Below are 23,925 nucleotides of genomic sequence, written 5' to 3' on the forward strand. Positions count from 1 at the left end.
CATCTGCGGTCCCGGCGAGAACGCGGGGGTGATCGATATTGGCGACGGCGACGCCTGCATCTTCAAGATGGAAAGCCACAACCATCCCTCCTACATCGAGCCCTATCAGGGTGCGGCGACCGGCGTGGGCGGGATCATGCGCGACGTCTTCACCATGGGCGCGCGTCCGGTGGCCCTGCTGAACGCCCTGCGGTTCGGCGACATCGGGCACGAGAAAACAAAGCGCCTGGTCAAGGGTGTCGTCTCGGGCATCGGCGGTTACGGCAACTGCGTCGGCGTGCCGACCGTGGCGGGCGAAACAAACTTCCACAGCGGCTACAATGGCAACATCCTGGTCAACGCCATGTGCGTCGGCCTGGCCAAGGCGGACAGCATCTTCTATTCGGCCGCGCCGGGGCCGGGGATGTCGGTGGTCTATTTCGGCTCCAAGACCGGACGCGACGGCATCCATGGCGCGACCATGGCGTCGGCCGAGTTCGACGAGGATTCCGACGAGAAACGCCCGACCGTCCAGGTCGGTGATCCTTTCGCCGAAAAGCTTCTGATCGAGGCGACGCTGGAGCTGATGGCCTCCGGCGCCGTGGCCGCCATCCAGGACATGGGCGCGGCGGGTCTGACCTCATCGTCGGTCGAGATGGCCGGCAAGGGCGGCGTCGGCATCGAACTGAACATGGACGCGGTCCCTCAGCGCGAAACGGGCATGAGCGCCTATGAGATGATGCTGTCCGAAAGCCAGGAGCGGATGCTGGCCGTCCTGAAGCCCGGCCGCGAGGAAGACGGCTACCGCATCTTCAGGAAATGGGGTCTGGACGCCGCCGTCATCGGCATGACGACCGAGTCCGGTCGGCTGATCCTGAACCACCACGGCGAAGTCGTCTGTGACGTGCCGCTGGCCCCGCTGTTCGACGACGCGCCCCTGTATGACCGACCCTGGGTCCAGCCGGCGCTCCATCCGCGCCTGACCGCCGCCGACGTCCCCGCCCCCGAGAGCTGGGAAGACGCTGTGCTCAAGGTCATCGCCTGCCCCGACATGGCGTCCAAGCGCTGGATCTGGGAACAGTACGACCGCCACGTCATGGCCGACACGCTTCAGGACTCGGCGACCGGCGCCGACGCCGGCGTGGTGCGCGTCCACGGCACCGACAAGGGGTTGGCCGTCACCTCGGACTGCACCCCCCGTTACGTCCAGAACGACCCGTACGAAGGCGGCAAACAGTGCGTCGCCGAGGCCTGGCGCAACCTGACGGCCGTCGGTGCCCGACCCATCGCCATCACCGACAACCTGAATTTCGGCAACCCCCAGCGGCCCGAGATCATGGGCCAGATCGTGCGGGCCATCGACGGGATGGCGGAGGCCTGTCGCGAGCTCGACTTCCCCGTCGTGAGCGGCAATGTGAGCCTCTACAACGAGACAAACGGCGTCGCCATTCCGCCCACCCCGACGGTCGGCGGCGTCGGCCTGCTGGAAAACTATGACGTGGTCACCGGCTTCTCGACCATGGCCGAGGGCGACACCCTGATCCTGATCGGCGAGACGCGCGGCGAGCTCGGTGCCTCGATCTATCTGCGCGAGGTGCTCGGCCGCGAGGACGGTGCCCCGCCGCCCGTCGACCTGAAGCTGGAAAAGAAGACCGGCGACGTCGTCCGCGAACTCATCGAGACCGGTCAGCTGACCTGCGTCCACGACCTGTCCGACGGCGGTCTGATCGGGGCCGCGGCCGACCTCGCCCTGGCCTCCGATGTCGGCGTGACCCTGGACGCCACCAGCGCGACCCACGCCCACATCTTCCTGTTCGGAGAAGACCAGGCCCGTTACCTGATCGCCGCCCCGAACCCGGACGACATCCTGGCTACCGCGCGCGAGGCGGGCCTTCACGCCTCGGTCGTCGGTCACGCAGGCGGTGCGGCGTTCGCCTCCAAGGGCCTGTTCTCCATTCCCCTGACCCACCTTCGCGAAATCCACGAAGGCTGGATGCCCGGCTGGATCGAGGGCTGACTTACGGCCGACCAGCCTGATCAGGCCTGGTCGGCCTGAAGGCCAGGCAGATCAGGCCGCAGATCAGCCCGGCCAGGGCTCCCGCCACCGCCGTCGCGCCGGGATCCACCTGATGCCTGAAGGCCAGGCGAAAGGCCGAAGCCACCGCGCTCGTGGTCAGGGTCGCCGCAAGGACCCAGAGTGCGCCGTGCCGGATGCGGTCGGACACGAGCCCCAGGCCAAGCCCGGACGCCACGGCGGCGGGGGCACCGATGACCATGCCCACCAGCAGGGGGATCGTCCAGGTCACCACGATCGCCAGGGCCATGGCGGGATGGTGCCGGTCCAGCGTCACCAGCGTCCAGCCCAGGGCGACGAACCCTCCCACCAATGGACCGATCAGACCGAAGACTGCGGTAACCCCCAAGACCCTGCCCCACTGCATCGCCCGCCCTCGTTCCCAGCCCTCCGAGACCTCTTATTGGACGCAAGCACGGCTCGCGCCTGACGACGCCTGACGTCTGGACGAGCTCGGCGTCCCGATCACGAACGGCGTATCGGGATGCGCTTCAGCCAGGTGAGGGACCGCAGCCCCCACTCCAGTGGCCCGTATCGGTAGCGGGTGAACCACCAGGTCGCGAAAAGCATCTGAACCCCGAAGGCGACGATCCCGATCAGGAAGGCCTGCGTCTGGCCGATGGCCTGATACCCGCCGAGGCCGAAGCCGTAGAACACGGGCACAAAAACCAGCGACTGGACGATGTAGAGGGTCAGGGTCATCCGGCCTGCCGGGGCCAGCCAGCCCAGGATCCTGCCGCCCAGCCGGTGCCGAACCTCTACGAACAGCAAGACCGACAGCATCGTCCAGCCCAGGTCGATCCAGGCGCCGCTCATCATGGTCCAGACCCAGTCGGCACCGCCCAGATTGTCGTGGAACAGGAGCGTCGCGAGGTCACCCCTGAAGACGCGCAGGGCGAGGGTCGCCACCAGCAAGACCGGGATGGCGATCCGGCGAATCCGCTTCAGTCTGTCTCCTTCTCCGAAGAAGCCGGTGCGGCCCAGGATCAATCCGACCACGAACAGGCCCATGATCTGCGAAATCCGGCCAGACTCGAACATGAACCACCACTTGGTCGTCAGCCCGTCCCAAAGGTTGGCAACCAGTGTCTGGGCCAGTGTGCCCGTCAGATAGATCGGCATGGCGGGGTCATGGGTGAAGTTGGGCGGCGAGACGGCCCAGGCCTGGCCCGACAGTGCGGCGGCGATCCGGAACAGCATCCACGGCTGGAGAAAGAACACGGCGGCGATGGCCCAGAGCCAGGCGAGGCTGCGGATCCGGTTGATGACCAGCATGAGCAATCCGGACACCGCGAGAACCTGGATGATGTCGCCTCGATAGATCAGCCCGTGCAGCAGGCCGATCACCAGCAGGAGGCGCAGCCGCCAGGCCAGTCGCCCGGTGAAATCCCGGCCGCGTCGTGCCTCGCCGTCCATCATGGCAAAGACGCCGAAGCCAAAGCACAGGGCGAAGATCGCATAGGACTTGCCGGCGAAGATGCCGAAGACCGCATCGTGGATCGCGCTGGGTGGGACCTCGATCGCCCAGTAAAGCTCGAACAGTTCGCACATATGGACAAGGAACAGCCCTAGCAGCGCATAGCCCCGCAGGCCGTCCACTGCGGCCAGCCGTTCGCCCGCCCGGCCGGCATCGATCGCCTCAGTCGTCATGGTTTCCCCCAACCGGGTCTGAAGCCCGGATCGGTGACCGTGATGCGACCGACCGTTGCCTGTCAACCAAGCGTAGCCGTTGCCTAGACCACCGGAATGGCCTGGCTCAGCCGCCCCCCGACCCGGATCGCTTCGACCCGCGTGGCCAGACCCGTTCGGTCGTCCGTCTCGACGAAGACGCCGCAGATGGTCGCCGGGCCATGCGCGGGAACATAGCGGCCGCCGGATATGCGGGTGGTGAAGCGCCGCAGCGGCTCTTCCTTCTCGTTGCCGATGACGCTGTCGTAGTCGCAGCAGCCGCCGGCATCGGTCTGATAGGCGGTTCCACCAGGCAGGATCTGGCAGTCTGCGGTCGGGACGTGGGTGTGAGTGCCCACGACAAGGCTCGCCCGCCCGTCGCAGAAATGCCCCATGGCCATCTTCTCCGAGGTGGCCTCGGCGTGCATGTCGACGATCACGGCATCGGCAACCGCCCCCAGAGGCGCGGCATTCAGCTCGCGGTCGACCGCACTGAACGGATCGTCGTTCGGGTCCATGTGGATGCGACCCAGCACATTCATGACCAGGACCGTCCGGCCGCTGTGAGTCTCGAACAGATTGGCCCCGGCACCCGGCGCATCCATCAGCCGGGGATAATTGGCCGGCCGGATCAGGCGCGGCTCGCGCACGATATAGGTCAGGGCCTCTCGCTGGTCCCACGAATGGTTGCCCAGGGTCAGACAGTCGGCACCGGCCATGAACAGCTCACGCGCCGTGTTCTCGGTGATGCCGAACCCGCCCGCCGCGTTCTCGGCGTTGACCACCACGAAGTCGAGCTTCAGGTCCCGCTTGAGCCCAGGCAGGTGATCGGAAATGCCGTCGCGACCGGACTTGCCGATCACGTCGCCGAAGAAGGCCAGTCTCATGTCGCGGCCCTTGCCGATGGGCCCGCAGGCCAGTCTTCACAGCGCAGGCCCTCGACCCGCTCGAACTCGCGCAGATTGCCCGTCACGACGATCAGGCCGCGACTGCGGGCATGGCCGGCGATCAGGATGTCGTTGCCGCCGATGAGCGAACCCTTGCGCTGAAGGTCGGCCTTGATATCGGCGGCGTGTTCGGCCGCCGCCGCATCGAAATCCAGCACAGACATACGGGCGGCCAGGCTCACAACGAAGCCTTGTTCTCTTTGAGGATTGGCAGACATGGCTGCGCCATGGAGCAGTTCCATCAGCACGACCGTGGATGTCGCCAAACCATCGGCATGGGCGTTCATACGCTCTTCGAGCACGCCGCCGACCAAGGGTCGATTTCGAATAAGGCGGACGCAGATATTTGTGTCGAGGCAGTAGCGCAGCATCAGAACTCGGCGATCGAGTCGTCGATCGGGTCTTCCGGCTCAACGATGTCGCCCCCGGGACCTGCGAGAAAATCGGACCAGACAGCGTCAGCCGGGACGAGAAGCAGGGCGCGCCCGTCCTTGATGACTCTCAGTTCCTTCACATGGTCTGGAAAGGCGACCGACTTGGGCAGACGCACCGCCTGTGAGCGGTTCGACTTGAAAACCGTGGCCTTGGCATAGGCAGGTTTGAAGGGGGCGTTCATGGCAAGGTCAGCCGTGCGCCCGACGCCTGAATATGTCAATGGGATATGCCAACACAGGATTGGTACCCCGCCTCGGTCAGAATGCCGTGCAGGCGCACGTCATGCGGCTCCACCGCCAGTCGGGGCACTCTCTGACCCGCGTACGCCAGGCCGATCCGCACCGCATCAGGCAAGAACGCAAAGGTTCGGTCGTAGTAGCCGCCACCCTGCCCCAACCGCCCGCCTGCGTCATCGAACGCCAGCAGCGGCGTGACGATCAGGTCGGGGGTCACGACCTCTGCCAGCGGCAGGGGCGCGGGACAGCCGGCGACGTCCATCTCCAGCGGCTCGCCAGGCGACCAGCGGCGAAAGATCAGGGCGGCGTCGCGTTCGATCGCGACCGGGAGGCACAGCGACCGTCCGGCGGCGACCAGGACGTTCGCCAACGGCTCGGGATCAAGCTCCGCACCCACTGCCCGATAGACGGCGACCAAAGAGCCGCGCGGTAGATCATCGACAAAGGCGGCGACGCGATTAGCGGCATCCGGGGAGGTTTCGGCAAGGCGCTTTCGCAGCGCACGCATCGAAACACGAAGCTCTCGCTTGTCGCTGACCATCGTGCTCGCGCTCAAGCAGCGAGCGACCGCGTCGCGAGCGGTAGCGCTCTGAAAGGAAGCCCGCGCTCAAGTCGAGAGCCGCCGCGCGGCGAGCGATAGCGCGACAAGAATGGGTTGGCGGCGCCGTAAGAGCCGTGAAGGACGGTTTGAATCCTCTCGAGCCTGGGTAGCCAGGTGGGCGCCATATACCCGGGTCCACGGACCCAGACAGGGAAAGCTCCCTTCGAGTGAATTAAGGCCGCGAGGATATGTTGCCTTCGACGAGAGCCACAGCATGACCCGCCGTGGAGGAAGATAGGCCCTGCCGGCTCCGATCACAAGGACGACGCGAAACGCGGAGCGCCCCCCTGGATGGACAGACTCAGATCGACTGGACGATCTTCTCGATGCGGGCGGCGACGGCATTGAGCGCCTCGGCCACGCCGGTGTCGGAAGACGGGGGCGTGGCCGTGGAAACCGCAGGGGCGTCGGTCCCGGTCTGAAGCGCCAGCCGCGCCTCATGCAGTTCGTCGGCCAGCAGCAGAGCCGCCATCAGGAACAGGCGCAGATCGCCGACGTGGCCGACATCGCCGGCGACCGACTTCACATGGCCGTCGAACTGGCGCGCCAGGATGCGGACGCGCTCCTCCTGACCGTCGGCGCATCCGACGGCATAGGGGCGACCGTTGATCTCGACCGTGACCGTCGCCATCAGGCGGGATCCTCGTCCGTCGGCACCAGCAGGCCACGCAGCCGATCCGTCGCGCGCGCCAGGGCGGCGGAGGCGTCACGGCCGGCGGCCTCCAGCGCGGCGATACGCGCCCTGGCGTCGGGATCGATGGCGGTGTCGCCGGGCGCACGCGCGAACAGATCGTCGTCGGCGATCGGAGGTGCCGACGCCGGGCGCGCCTTCAGCTCCAGAACCTTTCGTTCCAGTGCGGCCAGGGCCCGGTCGATCCGGTCCCGGGCGGCGGTCGTGGCGTCGGCCATCGGTCGCATCCTCCAGATTCCGTATAGAACCCGTCGCTGGCTCGGGGTAAAGCGGCGCACCCCGATTTTAGCCGCCTGCCGACGAAAGGTCTGTTCATGACCGCCGACAAATCCTCCACCGCCAAGCCGACGATCAAGCAGATGGCCGATGCCATCCGGGTGCTGGCCATGGACGGGGTGCAGAAGGCCAACAGCGGGCATCCCGGGATGCCGATGGGGATGGCGGACGTCGCCACGGTGCTGTTCTCCAAATTCCTCAAGTTCGACGCCTCGCGTCCGGACTGGGCGGACCGGGACCGGTTCATTCTGTCGGCGGGCCATGGCTCGATGCTGATCTACGCCCTGCTGCACCTGACGGGCTACAAGGCGGCGACGCGCGAGGAACTGTCCAACTTCCGCCAGTGGGGCTCGAAGACGGCGGGACATCCCGAGTACGGCCATATGCCCGGCGTCGAGACCACGACCGGTCCCCTGGGTCAGGGCCTGGCCAACTCGGTCGGCTTCGCCATGGCCGAGCGGCATCTGGCGGCACGGTTCGGCGAGAATCTCGTGGATCACCGCACCTGGGTGATCGCCGGCGACGGCTGTCTGATGGAGGGGGTCTCTCAGGAAGCGATCGCCCTGGCCGGTCGCTATCGGCTGAACAAGCTGACCGTGCTGTGGGACGACAACGCGATCACCATCGACGGGGCGGTGTCCCTGTCGGACGCGACCGACCAGAAGGCGCGGTTCAAGGCCTGCGGCTGGGCGGTCAAGGCCATCGACGGCCATGACGTCAACGAGATCAAGGCCGCCCTGAAATGGGCGACTCGCCAGGACAAGCCCACCCTGATCGCCTGCAAGACGAAGATCGGCAAGGGCGCCGCCACCATGGAAGGCAGCCACAAGACCCACGGCGCGGCGCTCGGTGCTGCCGAGATCGCCGCCACCCGGCTGGGCCTGAGCTGGACCCACGAGCCGTTCGACCTGCCGGACAATATCGACAAGGCCTGGAAGAAGGTCGGCAAACAGGGCGTCAAGGCGCGCAAGGCTTGGGAAGACCGTCTGGCCGCCTCGTCGCAGGCGGCGGACTTCACCCGCGCCATGAAGGGCGAACTGCCGACCTCGGCGTTCGACGCGCTGAACGCCACCATCGCCGAACTGGTCGAGACGAAACCGGCCCAGGCCACGCGCCAGTCCTCGGGCGCGGCGCTGGATCAGCTGTTCGGGGCCGTCCCCGAACTGATCGGCGGCTCGGCCGACCTGACCGGCTCCAACAACACCTTCGTCAAGGACACGCCGATCTTTGACGCCCCGACCTATGAGGGGCGCTATGTGAACTGGGGCATCCGCGAGTTCGGCATGGCCACGGCCATGACCGGGATGGCGCTGCACGGCGGGGTCATCCCCTACGGCGGCACCTTCATGGTGTTCTCGGACTACAGCCGTTCGGCGATCCGGATGGCGGCCCTGATGGGCATCCGGGTGATCCACGTCCTGACCCACGACAGCATCGGCCTGGGCGAGGACGGCCCGACCCACCAGCCGGTGGAGCATCTGGCGGCCCTGCGCGCCATTCCCAACCTGCTGACCTTCCGCCCCGCCGACACGGTCGAGGCCATGGAGTGCTGGCAGGTCGCGCTGCAGACCCCGACGGCCCCCTCGGCCCTGTGCCTGTCGCGTCAGAAGACGGCGGCCGTGCGGATCACGGCCTCGGACGAGAACCTGTCGGCCAGGGGTGCCTATGAGCTGAAGGCCGCGTCGGGCGAGGCCAGGGTCACCCTGTTCGCCACCGGCACCGAGGTTCCCCTCGCCCTCAAGGCCGCCGAGACGCTGGAGGCCGAAGGCACCCCCACCCGCGTCGTCTCGGTCCCCTGCTGGGCCCTGTTCGAGCAGCAGGACGCCGCCTACCAGGCCTCGGTCATCGGCCGCGGCACCGTCCGCGTTGCGGTCGAGGCCGGCGTCAAGCAGGGCTGGGAGCGGTTCATCGGCGAGGACGGTGCCTTCATCGGCATGACCGGCTTCGGTGCCTCCGCCCCTGCCGAAATCCTCTACGACAAGTTCAACATCACCACCGAGGCGGTCCTGGCCGCCGTCCGCGCAAGGCTCTGAACCCATGAGCCGGATCGGTGCCGTCAGCCTGCTGGTCCGGGACTATGACGAGGCCATCGCCTTCTATGTCGGCAAACTGGGTTTTGACCTGTCGGAGGACACCGACATGGGCGGCGGCAAGCGGTGGGTCAGGATCACGCCAAAAGGTGGCGAGACGCCTGTGCTGCTGGCCCGCGCGACGACGGCCGAGCAGACGTCGCGGATCGGCTCCCAGGCCGGCGATCGGGTCTGGCTGTTCCTGGAGACCGACGACCTTGTCCGCGACCATGCCGCCTGGCTGGCTGCCGGGGTTCACTTTCGCGAGACGCCTCGTCACGAGCCCTATGGTAAGGTGGTGGTGTTCGAGGATCTGTACGGCAACGCCTGGGACCTGATCGAACCGGTGGGTCGTTCCGGGTCAGCCTGAAAAGGGAATGCTCCCGGATCTGGATCCTATCGCACTGGCCTGTCGTCTGAAATCACTTCAGTCTGTTACGTCAAAGATTTCGAAGGCCGATATGCACACAGCGATCACCTTGGCGGCCTGTACGGCGCTCATCCTCACGCTTGCGGCCTGCGATCAGAAGCCGGCGGAGGCTTCACCAGCAGCGAATACTCCGGCAGCAGGTCAGGCCGTGGTGGCCTTCACCCCGACCCCCGACCTCGGCAAGGACATCGCCGCCCTGCCCCGGCTGGTCGGCACCACGCGGGCCATCGCCGCGATCAACGCCGACCTCGACACGCTGGACGCCGCTGCCCGCGAGAGCGCGGCCAGTTGCGACAATCCGGACGGCGGTTATAGCCGCTGGATCACCCAGCCGATGACCGGTCCGGCCTTCGTCACCTATGCCATATCCGAGGAATACAACTGCGGCGGCCCCTATCCGTCGACCGGCCAGACGACGGTGACCTATGACCTTGCCTCGGGCCGGCGACTGGACTGGTCGGATGTCCTGAAGGCCATGAACGCCAACAACGGCGACACCGAAGGGATGCCCGCCGGGTCCGTCCCCATCGTCTACTCGCCCGCCCTCGCCGCCTGGTACGTCCGTACGATCAAGGCCCAGATCGCAGGTCAGGACGGCGGTTCCGAATGGATGGACCAGTGCGCGCCCGTCTTCGATGCGGAGGAGTTCTCGACCAACGGCTTCCGCCTGTCGGTCGACGCCGAGGCCGGTGGGCTGACGGTCTCGCCGGAGCTGCCGCACGTGGTCCAGGCCTGTGGCGACGCCGCGATCATGGACGCCCCGGCGATGCGAGCGAATGGCGTAGACGCCCGGCTGATCGAGGCCCTCGCAACCGCCCATGCGGCGGGTAACTGGGCCCCGAAGGAATAGGTAGGCGATGAAACTGGGAACACCGCTGTCGGACACCGCTGTCCGGGTCATGCTGCTGGGCGCGGGCGAGCTGGGCAAGGAGGTGGCGATCGAGCTGCAACGGCTCGGCGTCGAGGTGATCGCCGTCGATCGCTATCCCAACGCCCCGGCCATGCAGGTCGCGCACCGCAGCCACGTCATCCCGATGACCGACCCCCAGGTGCTGAACGGCGTCATCCTGGCCGAGGCCCCGCACATCATCGTGCCCGAGATCGAGGCCATCGCCACCGAGGTCCTGGCCCAGATCGAGGCGGCCGGACTGTCGCGGGTCGTGCCCACGGCGCGGGCGGTGCAGCTGACCATGAACCGCGAGGGTATTCGCAGGCTGGCGGCCGAAGAGCTGGGCTTGCCGACCAGCCCCTATGCGTTTGCGGGGTCCTCGCGCGAGCTGATGGAGGCGGCGCACGCGATCGGCCTGCCGGTCTTCGTCAAGCCGGTGATGTCGTCCTCGGGCAAGGGCCAGTCGGTGGTCGACGCCCTGGAGGACGCGGGCAACGCCTGGGCCTATGCGCAGTCGTCCGGCCGGGTCGAGACGACCCGGGTCATCGTCGAGGGCCGGATCGACTTCGACTATGAGATCACCCTGCTGACCGTCCGGTCGCGGGGGACCGACGGCGAGACCCGAACCGACTTCTGCGCCCCGATCGGCCATCGTCAGGTCAGCGGCGACTATGTCGAAAGCTGGCAGCCCCAGGCCATGTCGGAGGCGGCGCTCGCGGCCTCTCAGGACATCGCGGCCCGGGTGACCGAGGCGCTCGGAGGCTGGGGCGTGTTCGGGGTCGAGCTGTTCGTGAAGGGAGACCAGGTCTGGTTCTCGGAGGTCTCTCCCCGGCCGCACGATACGGGCCTGGTCACCCTGGCGACCCAGACGATGAGCGAGTTCGCCCTGCATGCCCGGGCCATCCTGGGCCTGCCCGTGGATGTCAGCCAGCGCGACGTCGGGGCCAGCGCGGTGATCTATGGCGGGATGGAGGCGGTGGGCATTGCCTATGAGGGCGTTGCCGAGGCCCTGGCCGTTCCGACGGCGGACCTGCGCCTGTTCGGCAAGCCCGAGAGTTTCGAGCGGCGTCGGATGGGGGTGGCTACGGCGTTGGGCGCGACCACCGACGAGGCACGGGCGCGCGCGACCGAGGCCGCCGGGAAGGTCAGACCGGTTCGGGGCTGATCGCCCGTCCTCACTGGCGGTGGCGGTCCGAAAAGTGACCGCCAAAGCGCCAAACCGCCATTTCCGAAAGTCTCGGTGTCGGACGTGAAGCCGTCAGATGGGTACGCCGGGCGGAAAGACAAGGGTAGAATAGGAATTTATTCTGCCGTTTGCGGCCCTGAAGGCACGGTGGTCCGCGCAGCCATTTTGGCCAACTCTGTCAACGCCACGGCCAACGCCGGATCGCGTTCCTCACGCAGCGCACTCCAGTCGATGTCAACGGGGACGTCGGGGATCACCCCGACCTTCTCCAGCCGGGCCCCGCCGGGGGTGGTCATGTCGAAGATGCCGATGCGGATCGCGCCGCCGTCGGGCAGTTCCACGGCGCGCGATCCGATCACCGCACCCCGGGTCCGCTCGCCCACGATCACGGCCCGCTTCAGCTCCTGGGCCACCGCAGGATAGAGCTCGCCGCCACTGGCCGATCCCGGTCCCACGATCATCACGACGGGGCCCAGATAGGGTCGATCCGGCCCTTCGCTGGTGTAGCGTCTATTGATGAAGCGCCCGGTCGTCACGCCGAAATCGATCTCGCGATCGAAAAGGAAAGACAGGCTCAGGCCCGTCAGAGCCAGGCTTCCGCCGCCGTTGGTGCGCAGGTCAACGATCAGGCCGGCGGGGGGCGCCTCGGCAAGCTTCGCGAACTCGGCCTTGTACCAGTCATAGGTCTCGCGATCGAAGCCGTCGAACCGGATGTAGGCGATGTCGCCCTCGAGCCGTCGCGCCTCGGTGCGTGGCAGGGGATCCAGCGGCACGGGGGTCAGCTCGACGGTGTATCGATCACCCGTCTCGTCCAGGAAGACCACGGTGTCGGCCTTTCCCTCCTGCGTCGGCGAGGCGAAACGCGGCGGGACGCCGTTGATGGTCTCCACCTTCCATCCGACCTGGACGTTTGCCGTCGCCGCCGGAGTGTCGGGCCGCACCCGTGCGACATAGCGATCGTCGCCGCGCGGCATCAGCACGATGCCATAGCCGGGACGCCGATCGCCGGCCTCGCCGGCGGCGATCCGCTCGCGCCGGGTCGGGCTGAGCGTCTGGGTGTGGTCGTCGTCGAGTTTGTCGACCAGGGCTTCCAGTGCGCCATAGAAGCCGGCCTCGTCGCGCTGGGCGATGGCCTCGGCGCGGCGCGCGGCGGCCTCGCCTGCGAAGTCCACGCCGTGGAAATCCTTGGCGTAGAACAGCTTCTCCACCCAGCCGACCGCCGCGTCATAGACCCGCGCGTTCAGAGCCGCCCGCTCGGGCGAGGCGTCGGCAACCACGACGGGCGGCGGCAAGACCCCGTCCCGTTCATAGGGGATCGACTGACAGGCCGCGAGACCCGCGAAGGCCAGCACGACCAGCCCACGCCGCCATCCGCTCATCCTCACCAAGCCCAGCCGTTCAGTTGACATCCGGCCTCGCGCCGACGGCGGCCGAAGTGGTCCGCAGGGCGGCGATCGCAGCCAGCAGGGCCTCGTCCGCCGCGCCAGGTTCGCCCTCCGCATCGGCGACGACCAGGTCGGGATCGACGCCGCGTTTCTCGAGCCGCACCCCGCCTGCCGTCACGAAATCGGCGCGGCTGAGCGTCAGCCGCCCGCCGTCCGGCAACGGCGTATCCTGAGAGATCAGCACCGCCCCCGCCGTCCGTTCACCCACCACGATGGCCCGCCCGGCCTCCTGCAAGGCGGCGGGGGTCAGTTCGGCGGCGCTGCGGCTCGATCCATCGACCAGCACGGCCAGGGCATTGGTCGCCGGCTCGGTCCGGCCGCCGCAGGCCTCCTGGACCCGCAACGTCGCCGACCGTCCCGACCGGTTCGTCCGCGTCGCCCAGGCCATCCGGTCGGGCAGGAAACAGGACAACACGGCGTCGGCCTCCATCAGCAGGCCGCCGGGATTGTCACGCATGTCCAGAACCACGGCCGTATCGGGCGACAGGTCCGCCAGTTGCGCGCCCATCCAGCGGCCCAGACCGGGCTCGAACCCCTCGATGCGCAGCACCAGCACGTCGGGCCGAGACCGGTCGGCGACGAAGGCCGGCAGGGGGTCCATCTCGCGCGGGGTCAGGGTCACGTCGCGACGCACGCCCTCGGTATCGGTGAAGGCCAGGGTCAGGGGCCGGCCGTCCACGACCTCACGATCCGGGGACCAGCCGCCGCTGCCGTCGCCCGCCAACCGCCAGCCGACGCGTACGCCCGCCGCCTCGGCCGGGGAGCCGGGGCGGACCCGGTCGATCCGGTAACCGCCGCCGTCCTGGGGATAGAGGGTCACGCCCATCACGGCGCGGCGACGCCGCTGGGCATCCTGGCGACGGGCCACGGCCGGGGGTGCCGCGCCCGCATGATCGTCGTCGAGCAGATCCAGCATCTGGTCGATGACGCGGTACAGTTGGCCGTCGTCGCGGGCGGCCAGGGCGTCGGGGCGATAGGTGCGGCGGGCCTCGGTCCAGTCGAGACCGTGGATCGCCGGGTCGTAATACTGGGTTCGGACTTCGCTCCAGACCCGGTCGAAGACCCGCTGGTTCATCTCGGCCCGCGCCCGGTCGAGCGGGGCTGCGACGACGACCGGTGTCGACGCGAGCTCACCCGCCACCGCAGGCACGCCCCCGGCCAGCGCCAGGACGCCGGCCAGAATCAGCGCGAGGCCACGCGCAGGCCCCTGCGCCGGGCGCCGGGGGCTCGGGAGCCGAAGAGAGCGGGTGGCGGGAAACATCGCCGCCACCCTATGTCAGCCTGACACGAACGCTCAAGTCACGTTCGTGACGATCAATCCGCAGACGGCGCGTCAGGGCCACCGCGACGCATGATGAAGACGTTGCCGCCGCCGCCCGGGCCATGCTCGCCGGCGTCGAGCGATCCCGAGCGATCGGCGTCCATGCGTTGGAAGGCTTCGCGCAGGGGTGCCAGGAACTCGGCCTCCGACACCTTGCCGTCACCGTCCTTGTCGAGGTCGCCGGGACCGTCAGGACCGGGGCCGCCGATCGTGTGGATCTGGACATTCCGACCGGCGCCCATCGGGCCCATGTGAGCCATTGCGCCATCGGGGCCGCCGCGACGGATCACCGTCACATTGCCCTCGCCCATCGGACCATGGCCGCCGGGCGCGCCGGGTCCGCTCATGTGAAAACGCATCGGCCCACCCGCCGCACCAGGACCGCCGGGTCCACCCAGGATCACATGGGCGGCGGCGCGGCCGGAGGCGAACTCCTCGGTCGAGATGCGGCCGTCGGAATTGGCGTCCAGCATGTCGAAGGCCGCCGTCTGGGGTGCGGTGAACTCCTCGCGGGTGACGAAGCCGTCGTCGTTCTTGTCCATGTCCGGATGGCCACCCGGGCCGCCGGTGGTGACAATGCGGACCTCGTGGCGGGTCTCGGTCGCGGGGGGCGCGGACTGGCCGGCAACGACGGCGGCGAGGGTCAGGGCGATCAGCATGGGCAGGGGTCCTCCTGGTGTTGTGGCCTTCTTTCACCACGCGCCCCTTGCGTCGGGATTTCAGCCCGCCCGACAATTGTTTCAGCTCTGAAATGACGCTGTCGGCCGGGCACGGCATAAGCATCGGATGTCCCTGGATACCCCCGCCCGCATTCTGGTCGTCGATGATGACCCCGGCATCCGCGAGGTGCTGAGCGACTACCTGACCCAGCACGGTTATGAGGTCGCCACGGCCGCCTCCGCCGCCGAGATGGACCGGTCGCTGGCAACGGCCCCGGTTGACCTGATCGTGCTCGATCTGATGATGCCGGGCGAGGACGGGCTGTCGGTCGTGCGCCGGCTGTCGCGGGCGGGTCCGCCGATCGTCATGCTCAGCGCCATGGGCGAGGACACCGACCGGATCGTGGGGCTGGAACTCGGGGCCGACGACTATCTGGCCAAGCCGTGCAATCCGCGCGAGTTGCTGGCCCGGGTCCGCGCCGTCCTGCGTCGTCCGCGCGAGGACGCAGGCACAGGCCCCGCCGATCACGCCCTGCGCTTCGCCGGCTGGACCCTGGACCTGATGCGGCGCGAGCTGACCCGGCCGGACGGTCAGGTCGTCGGCCTGTCGGCGGGGGAGTTCGCCCTGCTGCGCACCTTTGCCGAACGACCGGCGCGCATCCTGACCCGGGACCAGCTGCTGGAGGCCGCGCGCGGTTCCGACGCCGACGTCTTCGACCGCGCCATGGACGTCCAGATCAGCCGCCTGAGGAAGAAGCTCGACGACGGCTCGGGCCTCGAGATGATCCAGACCCTGCGCGGCGAGGGCTATCGCTTCGATATCAAGGTCGAACGACCGGCCATCATCATCGGGCGACGCGGGTGAGGCGGCCTGCGTCCCTGTCCGTGGTGGTCCAGGTCGCCCTGCTGGTCGCCGTCGCCGTGACCCTGTCCCAGGCGGTCGCCTTCGCCGTGGTCGTCCTCGCCCCCGAGCCCCGGCCGCAGGGCTTCAGCATGGACGCCGCCGCCAGCGCCCTGAAAGGCGAACCGGCCGAGACCACCGACGGCAAGGCCCTGAAACGCCGCCTGGCCGATCAACCCGCCTCCTTGAGATCAGCGGACAGGCCGAACGATCCCTTGACCCTGGCGCTCGAAACCACCCTGGCCCGCAGGCTGGGCACCACACCGGACAGAGTCCAGGTCGAGATCGCCCAAGGGCCGGGATGGGGCCGCAGGGACGGCGCTGGACGGGTCCTGTTCGACCACCGCCCGCCGGACGGTCCAGGCGGAGGTGCGCGGTATGGCCCGGGCGGAGTGATCGTCATGACGCGCCCGCCCAAGCCGCAAGACTCTGTCGAGACCCAGTCCACGACACGCATCCTCGGGCTCCCGACAGGCCAGGGCCCTGCCCGGCCCGAAGCCGGTCGGGTCCCGGATTCGGTTGCCGGCGCAGTCTCCAGTGTCGTCGTCAGCCGCACGGAGACCCGGACCGGCCCGGCGCGGATTCAGGTCGATCAGTTGGCCGTGTTCGATCGCCTGAGCTTCCCCCCCTTCACCGCCTCCTTCCGGCAAGCCGACGGCCGCTGGGCGGTCGTCGAGCCCCCCCACGACCTGCTGTCGCCGTCCCAGGTCCGGCTGCTGCTGTCGATGGGCATATCCATGCTGCTGCTGGCCCCCCTGGTCTGGTTCATGGCCCGAAGGCTGACCCGCCCGATCCGCGTCTTCGCCGAGGCCGCCGAACGGCTGGGGGCCGACCCGGACGCCGAGCCGCTGACGCCGTCCGGGCCCAGCGAGGTGCGCACCGCCATCGCCGCCTTCAACGACATGCAGGCCAAGCTGCGCGACCATATCCGCCGCCGCACCCAGACGGTCGCCGCCATCGCCCACGACCTGCGCACCCCCCTCACCCGCCTGCGCTTCCGCGCCGAACAGGCCCCCGAGGCCCTACGCGACCGGATGGCCGCCGACGTCGAGGAGATGGACGCCCTGATCGGACAGGCCATGGCCTATGTGCGCGGCGAAGCGGCCCCGGACCGACGCGAGCCCCTCGACCTGACCACCCTGACCGCCGACTGTGCCGCAGGTTTCGCCGACACGGGCGAGCCGGTCAGTTTCAACGGCGGCCCGGCCATGGCGGTCGCCGGTGACCCCGCCGGCCTGCGCCGCGCCCTGGCCAATCTGATCGGCAATGCGGTCAAATACGCAGGCGTGGCCCGCGTCAGCACCCTGGCCGAGGACGGCCGCGCGGTCGTGCTGGTCGAGGACGACGGCCCCGGCCTGCCCGCCGACGACCTCGAAACCGTCTTCGAGCCTTTTGCGCGCGCCGAACGCTCCCGCAATCGCGAGACGGGTGGCGCAGGCCTCGGCCTGACCGTGGCTCGCCAGGTCGCGCGCGCCCACGGCGGCGACGTCGTCCTGATCCCCCGCCCCGAAGGCGGCCTGATCGCCCGCCTGACCCTTCCCCTCGCCTGACGGAGACCTGCGATGATCCGCCTTCGCCCCGCCACCCTGAGCCTGGCTTTCGCCTTGTCCGCCGCGACGGCCTTGCCACCCCTGATCGCCTTGCCGGTCCTGGCCCAGGAAGCGCCGGCAGCGGCACAGCAGTCACCGCGCCAGACCGTCTCGGCCATCGCGACCCGCATCCGCGACCTCTATTTCGACCCCGCCAAAGGGGCCCGGATCGCCGATGCGCTGGAGGCCGAGGCCGCGACCGGCACATTCGACGCTATGACCGACGGGCCTGACCTCGCCGCCGCCCTGACCGCGCGTCTCGAACCCGACGATGCTCATTTCAACGTCGTCTACGATCCCGCCGCCATGGGGCCGCGGCCGGCGCCCGGCCCGTCGCTCGCCCCGCCGCCCGGACCTCGCCCCCCGGGAGCCTCGCCCGAGGCCCGCAACCACTACGGCTTTCGTCGGGCCGAAATCCTGCCGGGCAACATCGGCTATGTGGAGATCACCGGCTTTTACGGTATCGATTTCGCCGACCCCGCCGACCCCGCCCGAAAGGCCGCCGACAGTGCCCTGGCCTTCGTCGCAGGTGCCGATGCGGTCATCTTCGACGTGCGCAACAACGGCGGCGGCGCCCCATCGATGGTCGGCTATCTGGTCAGCGCCTTCACCCCGGCCGATGCGCCGATCTACAATATCTTTCACAGCCGCGAAGGGACCGAGAGCGAGGCCCCCGGCGTCTTCTTTCCCGAACCGCGCCTGACCACACCGGTCTATATCCTGACCAGCGCCCGGTCCGGGTCGGCGGCGGAAGCCTTTCCCTACACGATGCAGGCGGCGAAGCGCGCCACCATCGTCGGCGACGCCACGCGCGGCGCGGCCAATCCGGGCGGGATGGTGCCGGCCGGAGGCGGGTTCGCGGTCTTCGTCTCGGGCGGCTCGCCGGTCAATCCGATCACCGGGCGAAACTGGGAGGGCACGGGGGTCCAGCCCGACGTCGCCACGCCCTGGGACCAGGCGTTGGGAAAGGCGCAGGAACTCGCGCTCCAGGCCATCGTCTCGAACGACAGCCAACACACCGACGCGGCCTGGGCGTTGGAGGCGCTGCGGGCCTCGAACGCGCCCGTCGATCTGAATTCTTACATCGGAACCTACGGCGAACGGACAGTGGGCCTGGTCGATGGGCAGTTGGCCATCATGAGCGGCCGCCGTCCTCCGGTGGTTCTGGCCCCACTCGGCAACGACCTGTTCAGCGTGGTCGGCGATCCGTCGCGGCGCTATCGATTCACGGTTCAGGACGGTCGCGCCGTCAGCTTCGACCTGATCGCGGTCGGCGGCCCGCCGATGCGCGCGCGGCGAACGGATTGAGGCCGGTCAGGCGGCCCGGGCGATAACCCGGTTGCGGCCCGAGGCCTTGGCCTCATAGACGCCCTCGTCGGCGCGTTTCAGCAGGGCCTCGGGCGTGTCGCCCTCGCCCAGCGACGCCGCCACCCCGACGGAGACGGTGATGGTCAGATGCTCGCGCCCGCCCATCACGCGGAACGGTGCCGAGCCGACGTCACGGCGGATACGGTCGGCGATGCGGTGCGCGTCCTCCAGGCTGGTATCGGGCATCACCACCACGAACTCCTCCCCGCCCAGACGGCAGGGCAGGTCGACGGCGCGCACATTGGTGGCCAGTCGCACGGCGAATTCGCTCAGCACTTCGTCGCCGGCGTCGTGGCCGAATCCATCATTGACTGCCTTGAAGTGGTCGATGTCGAGCACCAGCACCGCCACCGGATCGCCGCCGTGGTTGGCCCGCTGCACGAAGGCCTGAAGCTGACCCGACATATAGCGCCGGTTATGCAGGCCGGTCAGGGCGTCGGTGACCGCCATCTCCAGGCTGTAGTCCAGCTTTTCCCTCAGGAAGTCCGTATAGCGTTTGCGCCGGATCTGGGTCCGGGCCCGCGCCGCCAGTTCCTCGGAATCGACCGGCCGGGACAGGATGTCGTTGACGCCCAGCTCCAGCGCCTTCAGCAATCTCGGCCGTTCGCTCGTCTCGACGATGGCCAGGATCGGCAGGTGCCGGGTCGCCTCGACCGAGCGGATCTGGGCGATCAGCCGCAGGCCGTCGAAGCCCTGGGCCGCGATATTGACGATCATCAGGTCGATCAGGCCGCGTGACGCCACCAGGGCCGCCCCGGCATCGGTTTCGATCACCGGACGATGCTCGCGCGACAGCTCTTCCATGACCTTGGCTGCCTGACGGGCATTGTCGTCGACGATCAGAACCCGGCCGCCAGACCCCCGCAACCGCGCGGCACCGTCGGTCGAGACCCCCATCCGCCGACCGCTCTCCTCGCGCTCGCGCAGTTCGTCCATGATCAGCTTCAGCCGCACCAGCGAACGCACGCGCGCGAACAGCACCACGTCGTCCAGCGGCTTGGTCAGGAAGTCGTCGGCCCCGGCGTCCAGCCCCTTGATCCGGTCCTCGCGCCCGTCCAGCGCCGTGACCAGCACCACCGGAATATGCCGCGTCTCGGCATCCGCCTTGAGCCGCCGACAGACCTCGAACCCGTCCATGCCGGGCATCATGACGTCCAGCAGGATGATGTCGGGCTTTTCCGCCGCCGCCAGCTTCAGCGCGGTCTGGCCGTCGTGGCAGGACACCACGTCATAGTATTCGATCGTCAGCTTGGCTTCGAGCAGCCGGACGTTGGCGGGCACGTCGTCGACCACAAGGATACGCGCGGTCATTACACTTTACCCCAGGTGCTTCCGGACGGTTTCAAGGAAATGCATCACCGAGATGGGCTTGGAGATATAGGCCTCGCAACCCCCCTGCCGGATCCGCTCCTCGTCGCCCTTCATGGCAAAGGCCGTGACGGCGATGACCGGGATATGCGCCAGCTCCTCGTCGTCCTTCAGCCATTTGGTCACCTCCAGCCCCGAGATCTCGGGCAGCTGGATATCCATCAGGATCAGATCGGGCGAATGCTGACGCGCCAGGGCCATCGCCTGCAACCCTTCGCGGGTCTGCAGCGTCTGGTACCCTTGCGAGTCGAGCAGATCATGAAACAGCTTCATGTTCAGCTCGTTATCCTCGACGATGAGGACTTTCTTGGACATCATCACCCGGCCTGTCCGCCCCCGTTTTGGCGGCGCGATTCTCGAGAGGCGTCTTCGCCTTCTGTCCTCGCAACCTGCGCCCTCCACTCTTAAGGTCACGTGAAGCGGGTGCCGACCGGCACCGGGATTCGACCAAAGGCTCTATCCACAGCCTCCGTCACCCTCGGCCTTGTGCCGAAGGTCCAGACTCCCGGTGGCTGGCATCGCGCACCACATGCAATACCGTGCGTCTGGATCCTCGGGACGAGCCCGAGGATGACGAGTTTAAGGAACTGCCATCTTGGCCATCCAGGCCATCTGCCGCGATTGCTTGTGGACGGGAGGCGAACTGACGCAGCGCTGTTCGTTATGCGGCTCGCGGCGCGTCGTCTGCGATCCCGAACTCGACACCCTGACCATCGCCCACCTGGATTGCGACGCCTTCTATGCCTCGGTCGAAAAGCGCGACCGGCCCGAACTGCGCGACAAGCCCGTCATCATCGGGGGCGGGGTGCGGGGCGTGGTTTCGACGGCCTGCTACGTCGCCCGGCTGTACGGGGTCGGCTCGGCCATGCCGATGTTCAAGGCGCTGAAGGCCTGTCCCGAAGCTGTCGTCATCAAGCCCGACTTTACCAAATACGTCCACGAGAGCGGCCGCATTTTCGGCTTCGTCCGCGAGTTGACGCCGCTGGTCCAGACCCTGTCGCTGGACGAGGCCTGGATCGATCTGGCCGGGACGGAACGCCTCAACGGCGGCCCTGCCGCCCTGCAACTCATCCGTCTCCAGAAGCGGATCGAGGACGAAACCGGCCTGTCGGTCTCCATCGGCCTGGCCCCGAACCGCTTCCTGGCCAAGATGGCGTCAGAGATGGACAAGCCGCGCGGGTTCTCGGTCGTGAATCGCCGCGATGCCGTCGCCATCCTGACCCCCCGCCCCGTCACGGCCCTGCCCGGCGTCGGCCCCGTCTTCGGAAAGACCCTGCACAGCGACGGCTTCAATACCATCGGTGACCTGGCCGCCGCCGACCTGAAGGATCTGGTCCGGCGATACGGCGAGACGGGTCTGCGACTGCATGACCTGTCCCATGCCCGCGACGCCCGGCCGGTGCGGCCCGAACATGACCGAAAGGGCATGAGCGCCGAGACTACCTTCAACGTCGATCTGACCACCGCCGAAGACCTGGAGGCCGAACTCTGGCCCCTGTGCGAGAAGCTGGCGTCAAAGGCCCGCCGCGACGGCGTCGCCAGTCGCGTCATCGTGCTGAAACTGCGCCGGACCGACTTCAAGATCGTCACCCGACGCATCAGCGTTCCCGATCCGGTCCAGACGGCGCGCGCCCTGTTCGCCATCGGCCGCGACCTGCTGAAGCCCGAACTCGGCCGTCCCTACCGCCTGATCGGCATCGGCATGGCCGAGGTTACCGACGCCGTGGACGCCCCCACTGGCCTGTTCGCCGCCGACCAGACCCGCATCCTCAAGACCGAGACGACTATCGACAAACTCCGCGAAAAGTTCGGCAAGGACGCAGTGGTCGCGGGGCGAGCGTTGAAACGCCCTGCGGAAGGGCCGGATTAACCCGCTCCCGCTACCCTGCCCCCATGCAAGCCTTCATCGACAAGATGCGTCGCCGCGCCGGTCGCTATCTCGACGTCCGTCCCGTGGACATCGCCCCCGCGCGCGGCGTGTTCAGTCTGTCGTTCGACGACATCCCCGTCACGGCCTGGACCGAGGCCGGGCCGATCCTGGCCGAGCACGGGATCAAGGCCACCTACTATGTCTGCGGCGGCCTGGCCGGCGGGTCCAACATGGACCTGCCCCAGTTCGAGACCGACCACCTGCTGGCCCTGCATGAGGCCGGTCACGAGGTCGGCTGCCACACCTATGAGCACGTCTCGACCCTGACTCTCAGCCCCGGCGAGCTCGACGCCAGCCTGGCCCGCAACGCCGCCTGGGTCGCCGAACGCCTCGACGATCACGTCATGACCACCTTCGCCTACCCGTTCGGCGACGCGGCCCTGGGCTCAAAGGCCGTGATCGACCGCCGCTTCCTGTGCGGACGGGGCGTGCGCGACGGCATCAACTCAGGGTCCGCCGACCGTAACCTGTTGCAGGCCATCGGCCTCGAAAGCCGCCGCCTGCCGGGCTATGACCTCCAAAGAATGATGGCCGACACTGCTGCGTCAAAAGGCTGGCTGATCGCCTACGGCCACGACGTCATGGACGGCCCCACCCCCTACGGCTGCACCCCCGACGACCTGGATCGGGTGATCCGCCTGGCGAAAGCCGCCGATCTGGACATCCTGCCGGTGGGCGCGGGGTGGGAACGGGTGGCGGCGTAGACTCTATCCTTCTCCCCTTGCGGGAGAAGGTGGGCGAGCGGAGCGAGGTCGGATGAGGGGTCATGCCGACCCTGAAATTCGGCTTCGGGCTCGAGGTCGCTCACCGTCATCTCCGGCGTAACCCCTCATCCGTCAGCCTTCGGCTGCCACCTTCTCCCGCAAGGGGAGAAGGAAAATCTAGGCCGCCTGCTTTTCCTGCTCCGCCATCGCCGCCTTGCGTGCTTCCGCCCACGGGATGAGCGTCGATTTCGGCCAGGCGACCAGCCAGGAGCGCGGCAGATATTCCCCGCTCTCGATCATCGCGCGTCGGGTCGGCGAGGTTGCGCCGCAGCGTTCGGAATGGATCGGTGCCGGGCCCTGGTGGATGATGAAGGCCCCGCCCTTGAGCGGATTGACCCGCAGATAGGCCAGGCGCGGCGAGATGGTTTCCAGCGGCGGATCGTAGAACCAGCTCGACCCGATCATCCCGGCCAGTTCGGGCCGGGTCTTGCAGATCGCGGCAGCCGTGGCCCAGGCGCGGTCCCAGCCGGCCTCGGTGAAATCGTCGGTGTGGCGGCTTTCGGTGTGGACCTCAAGCCAGGGCTTCTTCCACCCTTGCGCCTTCGCATAGGCCAGGACCTGCGACCAGCCATAGCCGTCGCGGCCGTTCCGAACCACCTGGCCCGGTCCCATCGGGGACGACAGGTCGATGGTCTGGGTCTTGGCCCCCGGCACGCTCAGCACCAGGGCGAACCGCACATCCTTGGCATAGTGGTCGCGGTCGTATTCGGCATCACCGTCGGCCGCTTCCGTCAGGAACGCCGCCAGCTTGTCGAGCCAGAACGGATACAGCTCATGCACCTCGACCGGCAGGGCGGCGGTCTCGACCCGCTCGGCCATCTCCAGCACCCAGGTCGCCACCAGGGCGCGGCGCATGGCGTCGGTGGCATCCGGTCCCAGCGCCTCGTCGGCGGCGTGGGAGGGCAGGTCGAAATTCCAGTGGCTGGCCGAGGCCTGCGCCGGATAGACGGCCTCGACCGAAGCGGTCAGGACGCGGTTCAGAAGGTCGGGTGCCAGTCGTTGCTGGACGCCTTTGAAGGCTTCGACCTGAGAGGGGCTGAGCATTTCCATGGCGCGACCATGACACACACGGGTTGGCGAACCTTTAAGGCTGACGCCC

At 68.2% G+C, this 23,925-nt stretch carries 24 protein-coding genes; 10 read left to right on the forward strand and 14 right to left on the reverse strand.

Annotated elements, in window-relative coordinates:
- On the forward strand, nt 1-1,996 hold a 1,996-nt coding region (purL, locus tag ACILQR_RS01650), incomplete at its 5' end, for a phosphoribosylformylglycinamidine synthase subunit PurL (RefSeq protein ID WP_395649786.1).
- Nucleotide 1,997: 1 nt separating this feature from the next.
- On the opposite strand, the gene ACILQR_RS01655 is transcribed toward purL, so the two are convergent.
- From ACILQR_RS01655 to ACILQR_RS01690, 8 genes are all read right to left on the reverse strand, one after another.
- Complete coding sequence (locus tag ACILQR_RS01655; RefSeq protein ID WP_395649787.1) at nt 1,998-2,402, reverse strand: hypothetical protein; 405 nt, start codon at nt 2,400-2,402, stop codon at nt 1,998-2,000.
- Between the two features lie 116 nt (nt 2,403-2,518).
- Nucleotides 2,519-3,703 carry a DUF418 domain-containing protein gene (locus ACILQR_RS01660; protein ID WP_395649788.1) on the reverse strand — a complete coding sequence of 395 codons (1,185 nt, stop codon included), beginning with the start codon at nt 3,701-3,703 and terminating at the stop codon, nt 2,519-2,521.
- Between the two features lie 83 nt (nt 3,704-3,786).
- The gene (locus ACILQR_RS01665; RefSeq protein ID WP_395649789.1) at nt 3,787-4,608 is read right to left on the reverse strand and encodes a YmdB family metallophosphoesterase; all 822 of its coding nucleotides are present in this window, start codon (nt 4,606-4,608) and stop codon (nt 3,787-3,789) included.
- Complete coding sequence (locus tag ACILQR_RS01670; RefSeq protein WP_395649790.1) at nt 4,605-5,039, reverse strand: PIN domain-containing protein; 435 nt, start codon at nt 5,037-5,039, stop codon at nt 4,605-4,607. Before ACILQR_RS01670 ends, ACILQR_RS01665 begins: the two co-directional genes overlap by 4 nt.
- A complete protein-coding gene (gene vapB, locus ACILQR_RS01675; RefSeq protein ID WP_395649791.1) occupies nt 5,039-5,284 on the reverse strand; it encodes a type II toxin-antitoxin system VapB family antitoxin in 246 nt (81 codons plus the stop codon). Before vapB ends, ACILQR_RS01670 begins: the two co-directional genes overlap by 1 nt.
- A 35-nt stretch (nt 5,285-5,319) precedes the next feature.
- Entirely contained in the window at nt 5,320-5,880 is a 561-nt protein-coding gene (locus ACILQR_RS01680) for a 5-formyltetrahydrofolate cyclo-ligase (RefSeq protein WP_395649792.1), read from the reverse strand.
- A 361-nt stretch (nt 5,881-6,241) separates the two neighbouring features.
- A complete protein-coding gene (zapA, locus tag ACILQR_RS01685; RefSeq protein WP_271146984.1) occupies nt 6,242-6,571 on the reverse strand; it encodes a cell division protein ZapA in 330 nt (109 codons plus the stop codon).
- The gene (locus ACILQR_RS01690) at nt 6,571-6,849 is read right to left on the reverse strand and encodes a hypothetical protein (RefSeq protein ID WP_395649793.1); all 279 of its coding nucleotides are present in this window, start codon (nt 6,847-6,849) and stop codon (nt 6,571-6,573) included. Before ACILQR_RS01690 ends, zapA begins: the two co-directional genes overlap by 1 nt.
- Before the next feature lie 141 nt (nt 6,850-6,990).
- Between ACILQR_RS01690 and tkt the strand changes: the two genes are divergently transcribed.
- The 4 genes from tkt (at nt 6,991) to purT (ending at nt 11,460) form a co-directional block, all read left to right on the forward strand.
- On the forward strand, nt 6,991-8,940 hold the full coding sequence (tkt, locus tag ACILQR_RS01695; protein ID WP_395649832.1) for a transketolase: 1,950 nt from the start codon (nt 6,991-6,993) through the stop codon (nt 8,938-8,940).
- 4 nt (nt 8,941-8,944) lie between these two features.
- Nucleotides 8,945-9,346 carry a VOC family protein gene (locus ACILQR_RS01700; protein ID WP_395649794.1) on the forward strand — a complete coding sequence of 134 codons (402 nt, stop codon included), beginning with the start codon at nt 8,945-8,947 and terminating at the stop codon, nt 9,344-9,346.
- A 91-nt stretch (nt 9,347-9,437) separates the two neighbouring features.
- Nucleotides 9,438-10,256, forward strand: a complete 819-nt coding sequence (locus tag ACILQR_RS01705; protein ID WP_395649795.1) for a hypothetical protein — start codon at nt 9,438-9,440, stop codon at nt 10,254-10,256.
- 7 nt (nt 10,257-10,263) lie between these two features.
- The gene (gene purT, locus ACILQR_RS01710) at nt 10,264-11,460 is read left to right on the forward strand and encodes a formate-dependent phosphoribosylglycinamide formyltransferase (RefSeq protein WP_395649796.1); all 1,197 of its coding nucleotides are present in this window, start codon (nt 10,264-10,266) and stop codon (nt 11,458-11,460) included.
- A gap of 137 nt (nt 11,461-11,597) precedes the next feature.
- Here purT and ACILQR_RS01715 read toward each other — a convergent pair whose 3' ends face one another.
- From ACILQR_RS01715 to ACILQR_RS01725, 3 genes are read right to left on the reverse strand one after another with little or no spacing between them, the layout of a single operon-like run.
- On the reverse strand, nt 11,598-12,860 hold the full coding sequence (locus ACILQR_RS01715) for a S41 family peptidase (RefSeq protein ID WP_395649797.1): 1,263 nt from the start codon (nt 12,858-12,860) through the stop codon (nt 11,598-11,600).
- A 19-nt stretch (nt 12,861-12,879) separates the two neighbouring features.
- Nucleotides 12,880-14,187, reverse strand: a complete 1,308-nt coding sequence (locus ACILQR_RS01720; protein ID WP_395649798.1) for a S41 family peptidase — start codon at nt 14,185-14,187, stop codon at nt 12,880-12,882.
- Nucleotides 14,188-14,240: 53 nt separating this feature from the next.
- Complete coding sequence (locus ACILQR_RS01725) at nt 14,241-14,906, reverse strand: hypothetical protein (protein WP_395649799.1); 666 nt, start codon at nt 14,904-14,906, stop codon at nt 14,241-14,243.
- 127 nt (nt 14,907-15,033) lie between these two features.
- Here ACILQR_RS01725 and ACILQR_RS01730 point away from each other — a divergent pair, with 127 nt between their 5' ends.
- The 3 genes from ACILQR_RS01730 to ACILQR_RS01740 are packed head-to-tail and all read left to right on the forward strand — an operon-like array spanning nt 15,034 to nt 18,704.
- The gene (locus tag ACILQR_RS01730; protein WP_395649800.1) at nt 15,034-15,771 is read left to right on the forward strand and encodes a response regulator; all 738 of its coding nucleotides are present in this window, start codon (nt 15,034-15,036) and stop codon (nt 15,769-15,771) included.
- Nucleotides 15,768-17,357, forward strand: coding sequence for an ATP-binding protein (locus ACILQR_RS01735; RefSeq protein ID WP_395649801.1), 1,590 nt, complete (start codon nt 15,768-15,770; stop codon nt 17,355-17,357). Before ACILQR_RS01730 ends, ACILQR_RS01735 begins: the two co-directional genes overlap by 4 nt.
- A gap of 12 nt (nt 17,358-17,369) precedes the next feature.
- A complete protein-coding gene (locus tag ACILQR_RS01740; RefSeq protein WP_395649802.1) occupies nt 17,370-18,704 on the forward strand; it encodes a S41 family peptidase in 1,335 nt (444 codons plus the stop codon).
- 6 nt (nt 18,705-18,710) lie between these two features.
- On the opposite strand, the gene ACILQR_RS01745 is transcribed toward ACILQR_RS01740, so the two are convergent.
- A complete protein-coding gene (locus ACILQR_RS01745) occupies nt 18,711-20,075 on the reverse strand; it encodes a PleD family two-component system response regulator (protein WP_395649803.1) in 1,365 nt (454 codons plus the stop codon).
- Between the two features lie 6 nt (nt 20,076-20,081).
- Entirely contained in the window at nt 20,082-20,447 is a 366-nt protein-coding gene (locus tag ACILQR_RS01750; RefSeq protein WP_271147129.1) for a response regulator, read from the reverse strand.
- 280 nt (nt 20,448-20,727) lie between these two features.
- Here ACILQR_RS01750 and ACILQR_RS01755 point away from each other — a divergent pair, with 280 nt between their 5' ends.
- Nucleotides 20,728-22,002, forward strand: coding sequence for a DNA polymerase IV (locus ACILQR_RS01755; RefSeq protein ID WP_395649804.1), 1,275 nt, complete (start codon nt 20,728-20,730; stop codon nt 22,000-22,002).
- A 23-nt stretch (nt 22,003-22,025) separates the two neighbouring features.
- Nucleotides 22,026-22,766 (forward strand): polysaccharide deacetylase family protein, encoded by a 741-nt coding sequence (locus tag ACILQR_RS01760; RefSeq protein ID WP_395649805.1) that lies wholly within the window; start codon nt 22,026-22,028, stop codon nt 22,764-22,766.
- Nucleotides 22,767-22,943: 177 nt separating this feature from the next.
- Here ACILQR_RS01760 and ACILQR_RS01765 read toward each other — a convergent pair whose 3' ends face one another.
- Nucleotides 22,944-23,876 (reverse strand): hypothetical protein, encoded by a 933-nt coding sequence (locus ACILQR_RS01765; protein ID WP_395649806.1) that lies wholly within the window; start codon nt 23,874-23,876, stop codon nt 22,944-22,946.
- Between the last annotated feature and the right edge of the window lie 49 nt (nt 23,877-23,925).

This window comes from Brevundimonas sp. (assembly GCF_044239655.1).
Lineage (GTDB): Bacteria > Pseudomonadota > Alphaproteobacteria > Caulobacterales > Caulobacteraceae > Brevundimonas.